The 15,501-nt window shown below is 43.5% G+C and carries 15 protein-coding genes; 7 read left to right on the top strand and 8 right to left on the bottom strand.

Annotated features, from left to right (window positions below):
• Window positions 1-82: 82 nt before the first annotated feature.
• Entirely contained in the window at window positions 83-745 is a 663-nt protein-coding gene (locus tag MZO41_RS12345; RefSeq protein ID WP_003641231.1) for a phosphatase PAP2 family protein, read from the bottom strand.
• A 260-nt stretch (window positions 746-1,005) separates the two neighbouring features.
• Between MZO41_RS12345 and MZO41_RS12340 the strand changes: the two genes are divergently transcribed.
• Window positions 1,006-2,043 carry an LCP family glycopolymer transferase gene (locus tag MZO41_RS12340; protein WP_058906912.1) on the top strand — a complete coding sequence of 346 codons (1,038 nt, stop codon included), beginning with the start codon at window positions 1,006-1,008 and terminating at the stop codon, window positions 2,041-2,043.
• A gap of 283 nt (window positions 2,044-2,326) precedes the next feature.
• Here MZO41_RS12340 and MZO41_RS12335 read toward each other — a convergent pair whose 3' ends face one another.
• From MZO41_RS12335 to MZO41_RS12320, 4 genes are all read right to left on the bottom strand, one after another.
• Window positions 2,327-2,788 carry a threonine/serine exporter family protein gene (locus tag MZO41_RS12335; protein WP_003641229.1) on the bottom strand — a complete coding sequence of 154 codons (462 nt, stop codon included), beginning with the start codon at window positions 2,786-2,788 and terminating at the stop codon, window positions 2,327-2,329.
• A 33-nt stretch (window positions 2,789-2,821) separates the two neighbouring features.
• A complete protein-coding gene (locus MZO41_RS12330; protein ID WP_003641228.1) occupies window positions 2,822-3,571 on the bottom strand; it encodes a threonine/serine exporter family protein in 750 nt (249 codons plus the stop codon).
• 168 nt (window positions 3,572-3,739) lie between these two features.
• Entirely contained in the window at window positions 3,740-3,940 is a 201-nt protein-coding gene (locus tag MZO41_RS12325) for a cold-shock protein (protein WP_003641227.1), read from the bottom strand.
• A gap of 251 nt (window positions 3,941-4,191) precedes the next feature.
• A complete protein-coding gene (locus tag MZO41_RS12320; protein WP_003641226.1) occupies window positions 4,192-4,839 on the bottom strand; it encodes a metal-dependent transcriptional regulator in 648 nt (215 codons plus the stop codon).
• A gap of 211 nt (window positions 4,840-5,050) precedes the next feature.
• On the opposite strand from MZO41_RS12320, the gene MZO41_RS12315 reads away from it, so the two are divergent.
• Window positions 5,051-5,395, top strand: a complete 345-nt coding sequence (locus MZO41_RS12315; protein WP_003644081.1) for a hypothetical protein — start codon at window positions 5,051-5,053, stop codon at window positions 5,393-5,395.
• 503 nt (window positions 5,396-5,898) lie between these two features.
• Here the strand turns inward: MZO41_RS12315 and MZO41_RS12310 are convergent.
• Complete coding sequence (locus tag MZO41_RS12310; protein ID WP_003641224.1) at window positions 5,899-6,363, bottom strand: MerR family transcriptional regulator; 465 nt, start codon at window positions 6,361-6,363, stop codon at window positions 5,899-5,901.
• A 129-nt stretch (window positions 6,364-6,492) separates the two neighbouring features.
• Between MZO41_RS12310 and MZO41_RS12305 the strand changes: the two genes are divergently transcribed.
• On the top strand, window positions 6,493-7,971 hold the full coding sequence (locus MZO41_RS12305) for an MDR family MFS transporter (protein WP_003641223.1): 1,479 nt from the start codon (window positions 6,493-6,495) through the stop codon (window positions 7,969-7,971).
• Window positions 7,971-8,693 (top strand): DUF4811 domain-containing protein, encoded by a 723-nt coding sequence (locus MZO41_RS12300; protein ID WP_003641222.1) that lies wholly within the window; start codon window positions 7,971-7,973, stop codon window positions 8,691-8,693. The genes MZO41_RS12305 and MZO41_RS12300 overlap by 1 nt, the downstream gene beginning before the upstream one ends.
• A 769-nt stretch (window positions 8,694-9,462) precedes the next feature.
• On the opposite strand, the gene MZO41_RS12295 is transcribed toward MZO41_RS12300, so the two are convergent.
• Window positions 9,463-10,605, bottom strand: a complete 1,143-nt coding sequence (locus tag MZO41_RS12295) for a hypothetical protein (protein WP_003645489.1) — start codon at window positions 10,603-10,605, stop codon at window positions 9,463-9,465.
• 947 nt (window positions 10,606-11,552) lie between these two features.
• Entirely contained in the window at window positions 11,553-11,771 is a 219-nt protein-coding gene (locus MZO41_RS12290) for a helix-turn-helix domain-containing protein (RefSeq protein WP_003641218.1), read from the bottom strand.
• A gap of 330 nt (window positions 11,772-12,101) precedes the next feature.
• Between MZO41_RS12290 and MZO41_RS12285 the strand changes: the two genes are divergently transcribed.
• The 3 genes from MZO41_RS12285 (at window position 12,102) to asnB (ending at window position 15,498) form a co-directional block, all read left to right on the top strand.
• On the top strand, window positions 12,102-12,803 hold the full coding sequence (locus MZO41_RS12285) for an AzlC family ABC transporter permease (protein ID WP_003641217.1): 702 nt from the start codon (window positions 12,102-12,104) through the stop codon (window positions 12,801-12,803).
• Window positions 12,800-13,126 carry an AzlD domain-containing protein gene (locus MZO41_RS12280; RefSeq protein WP_003641216.1) on the top strand — a complete coding sequence of 109 codons (327 nt, stop codon included), beginning with the start codon at window positions 12,800-12,802 and terminating at the stop codon, window positions 13,124-13,126. The genes MZO41_RS12285 and MZO41_RS12280 overlap by 4 nt, the downstream gene beginning before the upstream one ends.
• 470 nt (window positions 13,127-13,596) lie before the next feature.
• On the top strand, window positions 13,597-15,498 hold the full coding sequence (gene asnB / locus MZO41_RS12275) for an asparagine synthase (glutamine-hydrolyzing) (protein ID WP_003645730.1): 1,902 nt from the start codon (window positions 13,597-13,599) through the stop codon (window positions 15,496-15,498).
• Window positions 15,499-15,501 lie beyond the last annotated feature (3 nt).

The raw sequence follows: 15,501 nt of genomic DNA, 5'->3' as shown, positions 1-15,501 counted from the left end.
AACGATTTTTTATTTTGAGTTCATTATTTAGTGACACGGTTGCCTGCTAAATAATAGATTAGTTTAAGTTTGTTAATTGTCTTTATAAATATGAGCGATAAAACAACGGCCATTTCAATAATCCTGGTGCCCAGAAAACGTAGAACCATTGCATGATTTGACTCCAAGACCATGCCAATAGCACGGCCCCAATCGTATCAGTTGGATAATGTGCATTCAAGTAAATACGTGAGAAAATGACCAATACTAACCATACGACACTCACCCACTTGACGATCATTGCCATTCGATAACTTGGCAACTCAGGAACAATCAACATGATAATCACGCTGACCAACACGAAGGTTCCTAAAACGTGACCACTGGGATAACTATATCCGGTATCCTGCGCTAAATGACCAATTGGTCGCGCTCGGCCGATGATGTGCTTGACAATAAAGCCTAACGCCATTGCACCAACCATATATGCTAGCGTCCAGAACGCTTGAATCTTATATTTAAATCCGTACATTAGAAACGCCAGGATGACGATCCACAAAATGTCCATTCCGGGTGACGCCAACCAAGCAATCACCTTATAAAATACCGTCCAAATACCGCTATTACTAATTTGGACCAGCGACGTTAAGGCCACATCTAGTAAATCAATACCAACCGCGCCGTCACTAATAAAATAGCTTAAGTAGGCAAATAAAATTACCCCAATGACAAACTTGATCGGCCGACTACGCGACTTATCGATCATCAAAACAAGAACCCCCATTTAATATTAAAATTAACAAAATTATACCATAGTCTATTAATCGACTGAACGAATCATTAATATCTCTCAGGGAACCTTAAAAAAAACAAAGAATTCCCATTTTAATCACGTTTTATTAACAAAAAGGTTATGATTTATCTGACAGTCATCGGTAATCAAGCTAAATCTTACGTGGATTCAGTTCCCGCTGACCCGAAAAAATGCTAAACTATGAATAACTATTACCATTGGAGGAAGAGTTCATGGAAGACATGCCAAGTCGCTCAGAAATGCATCGTGAGAAATCACAAGGAAACAATTCACAGGGGAACGGCAACGGGCCCAAGAAGAAGCACCCCGTTCGCAATACCGTTTTAATCATTATTGCCGTGTTATTAGTTGGGACCGGGGCCTTTGCCGCGCGAACTTATTTTAACGCCAAGAATGCGGCCGACACCGTCTTCAAGAGTAGTGGTATTAAAAAGAGTCGGAATACGAGCGCCGTATTGAATGGCAAGAAACCCGTCTCGATCCTATTACTCGGAACTGATACCGGGGCCCTCGGGCGGAACTATAAAGGCCGGACCGATACGATCATCTTAGCAACGATCAACCCCAAGACTAAGACAACGACCCTGATGAGTTTACCACGTGATTCTGAAGTAGCTGTCTCCGGCTTCGAACAGGACTTCCCGACTAAGTTAAACGCTGCCTACGCTTATGGTAGTGCCGGAACGACCATCAAGACCGTTCAAAAATGGTTGAACGTTCCAATCGACTATTACGCCCTGATCAACATGGGTGGCATGAAAAAAGTTGTGGATGAAATCGGTGGCGTTGACATTACTCCAATTCGGACATTTACCTACGAAGGCTACACCTTTACTAAGGGCCAAAAAGAACATATGAATGGTGCCAAAGCCTTGGCTTACTCCCGGATGCGTTATGATGATCCACTCGGCGACTATGGTCGGCAACAGCGGCAACGGCAATTAATTACCGCCATTATCGGAGAAAGCGCCAGTGCTTCCAACTTGCTTAAACAAGATTTCTTAAATTCACTTGCTAAACAAACACGGACTGACTTAACATTTGGTAATTTAACTAGTATCGTCACTAATTACCGTAGCGCAACCAAGAATATCGTCTCTGATCACGCCCAGGGTACTGGTAAGATGACTGATGGTCAGTCTTTCGAAGTTGTTTCGCAATCTGAAAAGCAACGGGTCACGAACGTCTTACGTAAGTCCCTTAATTTAAAGGCTGCGACAACCGGCGAAAAATTTGCTAACCAAAACTAACCATCTGATTTGATGATAAGAGTCGTGACTACTTGTTGCGATGTCTCAGCTAACTAATTAAAAAGCGCCAACTGAACTGCTTAGTAGAGCAGTTCAGTTGGCGCTTTTTCTGTATTGAATGCGAGTCGTAATAACTAATCTAAGCGCGTAACTATTCAGAACGCTGGCACACGGCAAATTAGTCGCACTAACCCACCACTTTTGGCGGAATTTATTTATGGTGCTTAGTCTTAGCGTCCGCAAACTTTGTTCACGATTCACAACTAATCAGCCAACAGTTAGGTTACGACTCCAATCGGTGCAACCGCCACTGGCGAATACAAAATGCGATAAGCCGGTTGAGTAATTCAGCTAATAAGAATCCCAATGCAATCGCACCAGTAATCATAATCACTTGCAACGTGAATGAAACCGCCTCACGATAATTACCCAGCGCAAAGTTACGCACCATCTGATAAGCCTGACTGCCGGGCACGAATGAAACTAAACTCGGAATATTGAAGATAATAGCGGGCATCTTCTTGTAGCGAGCTGCTAAGCTGCTGAGGACGCCAATACCGACCGAGCCAATTAAGCTTCCTAAGACGACCCCACCATCAAAAGCCTGAACAATCAAATAGCCACCCCACGTTAGGGTACCAATCCAGCCCGCAACGTTTAACGCTTGATGCGGAATATTAATAATCAGGCCAAACCCCAGTACCGCAATGTAAGCCAGCACTAATTGTCCAATTGTGCCCATCATGATCCCTCCGAATACCCAGGCTAGTGCCCGTACTTAAAATAATGTAATGACAACGGCGATCCCAAAGCCTAGTGCTGCCGCACTCAGCATCGCTTCCACGCCACGTGCAGGCCCACTGACGAAATTACCAGCCAGAGTATCTCGTACGGCGTTTGTTAATGGCACTCCGGGCACTAGTGGCATCAACGACCCGATAATAATATCATTGACATTGGTTCCCCACCCAATCTGACACACCCATTCCGCGCCAAACCCAATTAGAAGTGCCGCCGTTAACTCGCTCAAAAATTTAATTTTAAGATACCGGTTAAGCAGATAAAAGACCAAGTAACCTAATGTTCCAATAATAACAGTTGGCCACGTATTAACAATTTCCTGACGAAACATAATCATCAAGGGGCCACTGACTAAGGCTGCACCGACCAACTGCAACCACAACGGAAATGAGCGCGAAGCTGCATCTAACTGATTAAGCCGTTGATATAAAGTTGGTAAATCAATGGTCGTAGCCGCAAATTCACGGGATAACTGATTGACCTGTGCCACTTTTTCAAGATCGATCGTTCGCTGGTTAACCGCGGCAATCTGCGTTGCATTACGTCCTTGAATCGACATCATGACACCCGTAATCGTCACGTAGGTATTGGCAGCAACAACCCCCGCATTCTGAGCAATCCGCATCATCGTATCATCTACTCGCGAAATCTCCGAACCATTCTCGACCATGATTTTACCAGCCTTCAAGCAAGTCGCAATAATCATCTCATCGGTTGTCACTGTCATCCCACCCTTTAATAATCAGAATTACATTCTCTAATAATTCTTACTTTAGCCAATGTCTGGCTGTTAGTAAAGCTTTATTTATGATAATTAAGCATCCGCTGCAAAACGACAAAAAACCGGTGATGAGAATTAATTCTCATCACCGGTTTAAGCCATTTAAGCTGTTAATTATGCTTTTGTAACGTTAACTGCTTGTGGGCCACGATCGCTTTCTTCAACGTCGAAGTTTACAGCTTGGCCTTCATCAAGACTCTTGAAGCCGTCTTCTTGGATAGCTGAGAAATGTACGAATACATCGCTACCGTTTTCGCGAGTGATAAAACCAAAACCCTTATCAGCGTTGAACCATTTAACTGTTCCGTGTTCCATAATAAAAAATCCTCCTAGTGCATTTTGCACGTATAAAATAATGTAAATCATGATTCGGTACAAATGGGGATAGTTTATTGAAACGATCTGACCAAAATTACCTAACCAAGCTACAAGAACAATTGTAGCATATTGTTTCTAAAAAGGGTAGCCAAACACCATGATTTCCATGAAATGTTTATGTGATGATAAATGAAACAGAATAACTAACTAACAATTAACAGGTTTGTTCGGAAATAGGTGCCGCATGCTTACTTTACAAAGACATTGTGCGCCGCTTTATAGCTAACTGGGATTTCCTCGCCCGTTTTCTGAATGGAAACGGTAACAGGACCTTCAAATGGATCGTGCTTTAAAACCGTGACCTGCTGTCCAATCTTGAGCGGTGTATCATGCAAATAAACTAATAAATCATGATTATCAATAAATCGCTCAATCGTAACCGTTGTGCCATCCTGCGTATCTGCTAAACTCACATGACTGTCTTCCTGATAATGACCATCCTTATCGGGAATCGCGCCACCATGCGGGCAATGCGTCGGATTGCCTAAAAAGGCTTCCAAAGAATCCACTAGTCGTTCACTGGTCACATGCTCCAGCACTTCCGCTTCCGTATGCACGTCTGGCAAATCATAATCCAATTTATCAACTAAGAAATCTTCCCAGATTCGGTGCTTGCGAACTAACGTTTCAGCGTAGCGAATGCCTTTCTTTGTTAACGAAATCCCAGCATACGGGGTATGCTTAGCCAAGCCTTCCTGAACTAATTTACCGACCATCTCCGTTACAGAGCCGGCCGCGATGTCTAAACTTAAGGCAATTTGCTTATTCGACACCTTTTTTTTCGTACCACCAAGCTCGAAAATAATTTTTAAGTAATCTTCCTTCATGGGGGTCATGAATATTCTTCACCTCAACTAAATAGTTACTTCTGATTCTCTCTAATATAATTCTAACATCTTACTACAATTGAGACACCAGTTCTAGTCTCTAATAACGACAAAGCTTTGAAATAATTGCCTAATCGTGACATAATTAATTGTAGCGCAAAATAACCAATTTGGTTACTAATTTAGAAACGTGCTTGTTCAACTAAGGAGGAACCGCATCGTGAATGATGATGCTCAATTATCAATTACGCAATTGGATAGTTCTTTGCAGCACAAGGCAGTTGAAGACTTTGCCGCATTCTACTTACCACTTTTTGACGCTAACAACCTTGAAATGATGTCCAACTATGATGTTGCCAGCTATATGACAGACATCAATGAACACCTTACTTACGGCCGCTACATGACCAAGGCTCAGCGCTTGAGTGACACCGTTAGTTTTTCATTTACCGCCTACGTCAACTTGATTGATCGACTCGATCAACAATACTTTACTAGTGGTAATCCAGCACTACCATGGAATGAATGGTTAGCCGCCAAGTTTGCTCAAACTGCGACATCTTAACAATTCCTACTTAATTAACGCGCGCTACTCGTGATTATTTCATATAGAAGTAGAATTAATACTAAATGAAAGACAAGCACCACGCGTACTTATAGATTATTTAAAGAGATTGAGTTGATACTCGGTCTCTTTTTTGTTGATAACCACACTGATAGATTACGTTTTAACGTACGAAAGTACAAAAAAGCCCCAAGCTTTCCCGCAGCACTTGGGACCTCTGGTAAATATCATCACCGGGCGATTGAAGACTACTACTAGTTTCAATTACACGTTGTTTTATGCACGATTACTACCTAGTTCTAGCTAGGCATCTCTCAGCGCTTATTCGCGCTCCGTTGTAAATCCTTTTGCAAAGTTAAACTTCAAAACACGACCAACATGACAACGGTCAACCCAGCCATAAGATCGGTTGACGAACGGGAAACTTAAATGCCCAAGTGACTTACCGACATTTACCAACTTAAATTTAACATTAATTAATCGGTTACACAAGCTGAAGGTTGCTAGCGCTCTGACTTAACGGGATAAAGTCGATAATGTGGCGTCTCATCTTGAATATAACAATAAAGCTGTTGTGTCTTCGCTTCGTCAAAATATCCCAACTTGACCATGTGGTGACCATCCCGTTCTTCGATTCCTTGAAAAGCCGTCATCATAAAGATGCGCATCATTTCCATTTGGTTATTATACCCATCGGCCCGCTCGACAGCCGCTGCCAGTGTAAAACCCTCGTCTAACATCATCTTGATAAAATGAACACGCATCAGCATACCATACGAATAACGATGCGTGGTATTCTTCTCACTCACTTTAAGACTATGAATATAATTTTTCTGTTCCCAGTAACGTAGCTGTGTCTGAGAGACGCCGGTCATCTTCGCCAAATCGCTAATTCCGATTGTGAATTGATGCTTACCCAGCTGTTCTTTAAATTTCTTAAAAAATACACCGTCTTCTTGCTTATCCACGGGTCAACCTCTTTTCTAACATTTTCAATACTCAGTATATTATTTTTAATATTAATGTCAAGTTTGTTGACAAAGTCGATAAATCCGATTATATTAGACAACGTACTTTTTTAGAGAGAAGGGATTTACTTGTCAACTCCTGTTGATACGCATGGGAAGCCTTATAACCGTGGCTTGCTCATTGCAGTTTTATTAGTTGGTACTTTTTGTACCGTTCTTAATCAAACGATTTTAACCACTGCCTTCCCAACGTTGATGAAAGATTTCGACATCACAACGTCGACCGTGCAATGGTTAACAACCGGGTTTATGTTAGTCAACGGGATTATGATTCCCGTTAGTGCGTGGTTAAGTTCACGGATTTCCACTAAATGGTTATATCTTTCCGCAATGGCCATTTTCGAAGTGGGTACTATTATCTGTTGGACAGCACCAAACTTTGGCTTCTTATTGGCTGGGCGTTTGATCCAAGCCGTTGGGGTCGGGGTCACCATGCCATTACTTCAAACGATTATGCTATCTATCTTCCCTGCTGATAAGCGTGGGGCTGCCATGGGGACTGCCGGAATTGTTATCGGTTTGGCCCCAGCCATCGGTCCAACCTTATCTGGGTGGGTTATCGACAACTTATCATGGCGTGATTTATTTGGTTTGATCGTTCCAATCGTCGCAATCGTTCTAATCGCTGGCTTCTTCTTCATGGCCAACGTCTTGGAAACGTCTAAGCCAAAATTAGACTTTGCATCCTTGGTACTTTCTACCATTGGTTTTGGGAGCTTACTATACGGCTTTTCATCCGTTGGTGACAATGGCTGGACGTCAACCGTGGTTCTCTCAACTTTAATTATTGGTGTTATCTTCATCATTGGTTTTATTTGGCGTCAATTGACGATGGAAAATCCATTCCTCCAATTACGGGTCTTCAAGCATGCCGAGTTCACAATTGCAGCTATTTTGAGCTCAGTTGCTAACATGGCCATGGTAGGGGCCGAAATGGTTATTCCACTTTACCTGCAAATTATTCATGGTTTCTCCGCCTTTGAATCTGGGCTATCACTATTAGCTGGTGCCCTAATGATGGGGGTTATGAGTCCAATTACCGGCCGGGCCTTTGACCGTTTTGGTGCCAAACGCTTGGCAATTTTAGGGATGTTTTTACTGACAATCGGGACCATTCCATTTGCCTTCATTACTCGTAATACCGCAACGGTTTACATCGTGGTTCTCTATGCCGTTCGGATGTTTGGGATTGCCATGGTCATGATGCCGGCAACTACCGCTGGGATGAACGCCCTTCCCGTTGAACTAATGGGTCATGGGACTGCCGTTAACAACACGACGCGTCAAATCGCTAGTTCCATTGGGACTGCCATCTTGACTTCCGTCTTATCAAACGTTACGGACGCCACAAAACCAGCTCATAGCTTGATTAAGAGCAATCCACTTGGTTATCAGAACAGCTATTTCAACGCAACCTTAAATGGTTACCACGCGGCTTTCTGGGTTGCCGTGGGCTTCTCAGTTGTCGGGCTCGTCGTCGCGTTCTTCATGAAAGGCAAGCAGCATTCCGTTAAGCCAGTAATGAACACTAAGGAGGTGAACGACTAATGATTCTCGTACTACTCGTTGTTAGCGCAATCGCGCTCTTCTTATCATTTATCTACGTTCACCAAAACACATTACGAATCAGCCTATCCGTTATCTTTGCGGCACTCTTAGTGACCTCGATCGTCTTCGTCTCCAAGAATGATGGTCAACATTACGGGATGGTCAAAACAACGACGACCACCACGCAATCATTAAAGTCTGCTGGTAGTAGCAAGCAACTTGATTTATTGCTCTATCAAAGTGTGGGTACCGCTGACAAGCACCGGGTCTATATTTATAAAAAGACCACTAATCAGAAAAAAGTTAGCCATACGACAGCCAGCGTCAAGACTGCTAACCAAGTTAAGACGACGACCGCGACACCTAAGTTAGTTACTAAGACGACACGGTGGACTTATAAGAGTAACGCCATGAAGTTCTGGTTTGGCTTAGCCAACAATGACAAACAGTTGATCAAGCGAACCAACTACTTCTATATCAATAAGAACTGGGTCGTACTTAGCACAACCCAAGCTAAACAATTCAGTAAATTGATGAAGCAACAGCAAGCGACATTAAAAGCGCGTGCTAAAGTCTACGTGACTAATCAGGTCAAGGCCGCAATGGTCAAGAACCCGACAATGAGCAAAGCGCAACTCGCAAAAGTTCAAAAAGCAGCGGCTGCTCAATATCAAGCCAATGCCATTCAGAGCATGCTTAAAACCGTTAAAGCTAGCAAATAACTTGAACTAACAATTAAAAATAGCTGACAAGACCCCGGCATGCCGGGGTCTTTGTTGTCTAAAGATCATCATGGCTTGTCCCCCCCTTTCACTAACGTCTTGCCAAAACTAGCGCCGGCGCCCCAGCGTCAAGACCACACTTATTCAAAATCGATGCGCCGGTTAATTATGCCGGTGGTTTACAAAAAATTCACGTTTCTTTTCTGAAAATGTACACTATCTTTACTAAAACATGATTTTGATGCTTTCGAGCAAATGATACGATTATCACGTACCAAGTTGATTGTTACGATGTCATTAGAAAGTCAGACGTCTAAAGGAATGATTACGTGTACTATCACTCAACATCAGGATTGTTTTGGATCATCATCGCCCTTTTACTTTATATGCTTAGTAAAACAGACCCTAAAAATTTTATAATTAAGCAAATAAGACGATTTGGTTGGCTGATCAACTTGGCTATTCTGACTTACATTATCGTCAGGCAAATTCAGCAACCCACTGGCGTATTACAAATCATGGTCTTAATAGTCATCGGATTTTCAACAATGAGCTCGATTTACGCTCGCTTTAAACATCAGCCTTAATCAACGCTAAGATAAAGGCTTGCCCGTGAGCAACTGGTACTCAGACATGTTCGGCAACAAACTCCACGTAAGAAAACAAGCGTCCGCGTTGATCTAATCAACGCGGACGCTTGTTTTTATATCGCCCATAACTGCATTATTAAAACTGTCAGACGATCTTTGGTGATTTTACCGCTGAACGACTAACAACTAGCCGACGCAAACAGCCGGTCGGCCACTGACGGTTGAACAGGTGCCGGGTTGAGTAGGCTCTCGGCGTCATCGTAGTCATCATCATCGTCATATTGATCATCAGTATCATAATCGTCGTCATCAGACTCACTATCAGTATCATCATCGTAATCGTCATCGGATTGGGTTTCGCTGTCATCGGCGTCATCACGATTCGAATCTTCATCGTCATCATCTTCTGAGTAATCCGAATCGCTGTCAGCATCGCTATTAGTATCGGAATCATCGTCGGTATCGTCATTCGAATCCGTATCTTGATCACTCCAATCGTCATCAGCCGAATCCGCGTCGGTGTCGTTCGTGTCATCATTCGAATCAGTCGTTTGCTCATCCCGATCCGAATAATCGTCATTATCGTCGGCCTGATCGGCATATTCGTCATCTAATTCTTCAGCAGCATCATCCACATCACTATCGTCGGCAAAAAGTGCCAAAATGAACCAATCGGGCACATCGTCTAATGCGGCCATGTTCCACTTGTTTTTAGCGGCAGCAATCTTCCGACGTAACGCCGCTGCTCGTTTCGCTTCAGCCGCACTAACTTTCATATTCGTCTTGGCCTTTTTTGCCGCAGTCAATAACTGTTTTACCTTAGCCTTCAACGGTTTCAAATATGGCTTTTTATCCCAGTTGATGGCTGCGCAACGTTTGAGCACGTCCGCTGAATAGTTGCCGTTCTTCACCTTTAACTGTGCTTTAACATCATCTGACAATTGCTGATATTCCTGATAATCACTGGTTACGGTGACTTTCAACTGTTTCAGCTTATTCGTCAAACTTGTTGCCCCGTTCGTAATCTTGACACCCTTATCAACCGTCGTCAGCGCCGTTTTAACTTTTCCGGCCTTCAACTCCGATGTGGTCGTCAAGTAGGCCTGCGTTTGATCCCGGTACGCCTGTGCCTTTTCATCCTTGGGCTTCTGCGCTAGCGCGTTATCAAAATACGTCAGCGCTTTTTGGTATTTATTCTCAGCAACCGCATTTAACCCCTTCTCGATTGACTGCGAATACGCCTTGTTATGGCAGCCAGCTAAACCGACCACCATCAAACATAACAGTATCAATAATGATACCCGGTGCTTCCCCGATTTCATCCCTGCTTCACTATCCTTTTTGGTTGGTATTTATGCTTCAATAAGTATACCGTTAGTCCCTCAATCCTGCTAGCCCATATAAATTAATTTATATTCCGATTGAACATTTAAAAAATAGTGTCCGCTCCAAAACACCAATCAGGACTAATTATGATTAAACCGTGCCGATTAGGTGGATTCCTGTTCGTCAGCCGGTGCACGTCCTATGTCGACCTCCGGGGCTGGGTGACAATTGCTGGAACGTAAGCCGACGTCGATTTGAGCTAACGCATAACCCGCGTCATCTCAAATACGAGTCTTATTCTAAGCCGGAAGCAACCCACTTCCGACTAAGAATAATTTGGCTACTGAGCATTGTCACCCAGCCCCTCCGGTCGGGAAACCGCTCGAATGGCTGATGAACGACCACCTAATTTGGTACAATTAGTCGCTGACTATTTTGATGCTGGAAGTTTAAACAAAGCGCTAGGTGCATTAAGCACTCTGTCAAGAGATTAAATCCTACTACACCGATTCAGGATTAGTGAGCCATCTCAATATTATTTTTAGTCTGACAGTTGATTGACAAAATTACCGTTTATGAAAAGCAACGACCAATTCATCAAAAGTTGGGTACCTCACCGTCTGCCATTCGAATACTATCCCGACTGGAAGGCGTTTTTGACAATGCCCAGTGGTGAAAGGCCAGTATTTGAGACGTGGTTTTTCGGCTCAAATCTGTGCCCACCACGTTCCGGCAATTGGCAGAAATGCCTGGAGGTCGATGTAGGACGAACCAATCTAAGCATATTTACGCTAACTTGAACTTTTCCCAGCGGGTCTAAGCTGGCTGCTTTTGAACTTAAGAATCGGCACGTTTTAATCATGATTGTTTAATAACGATGAGTAATAAAAAAACAATCGCACCAATTCTAGTAGAATCGGTGCGATTGTCTTAACTTACTTATTTATTGAGCTGCACACTGTTCACAAAGTGGCATTAAATCTTTCAAATCCTCGACGGATGAGCCATTTTCTAAGAAGCAATTGACCATATCTAGCCAATATTCATCATCGGCGCTAAAATGCGCGTTGACATCCTTGCAAGGTAATAACCCGGCATTGGTATAGGCGACGATTTTATCAGCAGCGACCCCGCTATGGGCTGCTAATTGTTCCAGAGTCATTTTCTCTCACCATTTGTCCTTTCAAAAAATCAATGTGATTATGTTACGCCCCCAGCTTTTGAAATGCAAGCAACAATTTCGTAACGTCACGATTAAAAGTCAATGATAATTTTCTTCATTATTTTCACCGAAAGTAGTAAACTAATTCTTAACCCGCCTTTGCCTCATTCGTCACCTTACTATTGGCGGATATCAAGCGTGCTTTTTCATCATAACACGCACTCAAACTTAACCTACATAGTTATCCTGTTTCATGAACCACACTAATTGTCAGATAATCCCATTTAGTGTTGGTTAACGCATACTTATTGAATCGGAGGTCGTACATTTATGGATTCTAGTTTAACCTTTCGCGCGGGCATCAAAGATGTCATTCCCACCGTCTTTGGATACATTGGCGTTGGCCTAGCAATGGGCATTGTCGCCAACACGAGTCACCTATCAGTTTGGGCCGTTCTACTCATGTCACTAATCGTCTATGCTGGTTCCGCACAATTTATTATCGTCAGTATGCTCCTAGCAGGTAGTCCGATTTCGGCAATCGTCTTATCCACTTTTTTGATTAATTCACGCATGATTTTAATGAGCATGTCAGTCGCTCAATATTTCAAAAAAGAGTCGTTATTGCAAAATATCGGACTGGGATCGTTACTAACTGATGAGACCTTCGCGCTCAGCATGAACAAGCTCAATCAGACCAATCAACAATTAAAAACGAGTTGGTTACACGCTGCTAACATTGTGGCTTACTTGGTTTGGGCAGCCGCGACAGTGGTGGGGTGCCTTTTAGGTAACTTGATTACTGACCCTAACCAGTTCGGCTTGGATTTCGCCGTTGTTGGTATGTTCATTGGTTTACTTTACTTGCAGATCATCACGGATCGCAGTAAATCATTGCCGACCCAGTTGTGGGTCGTACTATTTGTGGCCCTCGCCATGTATTTTCTCATGCGTTGGGTTCCGGGCAACTTGGCTTTGATCTTTGCGACGCTACTCGGTTGCGGTTTTGGAATGGTGGTGGACCATAAATGAGTACTTACATTTTTGTGACCATCTTACTCTGCGGCCTCGTGACTTGGCTATCACGCATTGTCCCGTTTGCCATCATTAAAAATCTGTCAGTCCCCCAATGGCTAATCAGCTTTTTATCATTTGTGCCAATTGCCATTATGACCGCTATTTTTGTTGAAAGTCTGCTCACCTACCATGCGGGACACTGGCCAGAATTTAATCTCCCAAATATTTATGCCTCAATTCCTGCCATTCTTGCAGGAGTGCTCACCAAAAGTTTACTAGCCGTCGTTATAACAGGCATCGTTGCCATGGCCGTATTGCGCCTAGTTGGCTGGGCTTAGAGCGCAAGGGCACATCTAATTTAATATTTCCACTTAAACGTCCCGCAAATTTGTGCATGAGTTTGCGGGATTTTTCTGTGACTTTTTCAGCCATAAGGCCAGCAATCAGCACCTAAATGTGTCATGTCAATAACGGTCAATTCGAACTAACCAAATAGTCAGTAGAAATCCGCTCCGCCAAGGAACCGGCATCTAACTGATTGGACGTTTCGCGCAATATGAAATTTTTATCAATGAAAGCGTTCCATCTGCGCGCTCCGCTTTATCTTATGAATTAAAGCAAGTATAATAGTCAAAGTGTACGTCGCGGATTGTCAAGCATAATTATGACAGACATTGGTAAGAAACCGTTATAATTGTTCAGAGTGCTTTACATCCGTGAATGAAACGGGTAAATTAACAACGAACCATCTGTACACATATAGTAGATAAGAACTGTCTAAACTTTAAAGATTGAGAGATGAACAGACATGTGCGGTTTTGCTGGTTGCTTAACTGATCGGACTAAAGCGGATAACGCAGCTTACGATCAGACCATCCACGAAATGACTAAAATGATTGTCCATCGGGGACCCGATGATGACGGTTATTTTGCTGATGACAACATTACCATGGGTTTTCGGCGCTTAAGTATCATTGACTTAGCCGGTGGTCACCAACCACTATCTTATGATAATGAACGTTACTGGATGACATTTAACGGGGAAATTTATAACTACGTTGAATTACGTGAACAACTCAAACAAGAAGGCTACGAATTCAAAACAAGCTCCGATTCTGAAGTAATTCTTGCGATGTACGCCAAGTACCACGCTGACGCAACGAAGTACTTACGGGGAATGTTTGCTTTCGTCATCTGGGATAAACAAGAAAAAACGTTATTTGCCGCGCGCGATCAGTTCGGGATCAAGCCGTTCTATTACGCTATCAGTGGTGATGACTTCTATTATGCTTCTGAAAGCAAGGCCATTTACAAGATTTTAAAGGATAAAACCTTCGATAAAAATGCCTTACAAGATTACATGACGTTCCAATTTGTTCCTGAACCAGAAACACTCACAAAAGAAATCAAAATGCTCGCCCCTGGTTGCTCCTTGACGAAAAAGTTGGGGTCTGCGCCACGGATCGATCGGTATTATCACCGTGAATTCCATCCGGTCCAACGTTCTGAAGACGAGTATGCCAAAAAAATCAAAGATGCCTTAATTGACTCCGTTAAGATTCACATGCGTTCCGATGTACCAGTTGGTTCTTTCCTTTCAGGCGGGATCGACTCATCAATCATCGTCGCGATTGCAAAAAACTTCAACCCAAACCTTGAAACGATCTCCGTTGGTTTCGAACGTGAAGGGTATAGTGAACTTGACGTTGCTCAAGAGACCGCTGAAAAGCTTGGTGTTAAGAATTACAGCATGACGATTACGCCTGAAGCCTTCATGAAGGCCTTCCCGCACTTTGTGTGGAGCATGGATGATCCGTTGGCTGACCCGGCCGCTGTGCCGCAGTATTTCTTAGCCAAAGAAGCGGTCAAACACGTTAAGGTTTGTTTGACTGGTGAAGGCGCTGACGAACTCTTCGGTGGCTACACCATCTATCATGAACCAGAATCATTGAAACCGTTCCGCTACACGAAACCGATTAATGGTGCCTTGAAGCGTATCGCACTCATGATGCCAGAGGGAATGCGTGGTCGGTCATTCTTACTACGAGGGACCACCCCATTAGAAAATCGCTATGTTGGGAACGCCTTTATCTTTGGTGAACAAGAAAAACAAGCCTTCTTCAAGAATTACAATCAGAACCATCCGTTCCAGTCCATCACGCAACCGCTCTATGATGAATCCGTCGACTATGATCCAATCAGTCGGATGCAATTCATCGATATGCACACGTGGTTAAACGGTGACTTGTTGCATAACGCCGACCGGACAACGATGGCGCACAGTTTGGAACTGCGGACCCCGTTTGTTGACCGTGAAGTGTATAACTTAGCAGCCGAAATTCCAGCTGATCTTCGAATTAGTCACGGCACAACAAAGTACATTCTTCGTAAAGCGGTCGAAGACATCGTGCCAGCGCACGTCCTTCACCGTAAAAAGCTTGGTTTCCCAGTACCAATTCGGTTCTGGCTCAAAGATGAAATGTACGACTGGGCTAAGCAGATCATTAACGATTCGCAAACTGACCAATACTTCAATAAGGACTACTTCTTGAAACTCTTAGATGACCACAAGGCCGGCGTTCGGGATAATTCTCGGAAACTCTGGACGGTCCTCACCTTCATGATGTGGCACCGACTCTATGTCGAATCTGACCACTTGATGGATAGCCCCGAAGCTAACGCCGTTGCGGAAAAAGTCGAGGAGTTTTAGATC

Origin of the sequence: Lactiplantibacillus sp. C232, assembly GCF_023806725.1 — a bacterium.
In the GTDB taxonomy this organism is placed as follows: Bacteria; Bacillota; Bacilli; order Lactobacillales; family Lactobacillaceae; genus Lactiplantibacillus; species Lactiplantibacillus plantarum.
The sequence above is the reverse complement of the archived record's forward strand: the minus strand, read 5'-3'. Positions and strand labels throughout refer to the sequence as shown.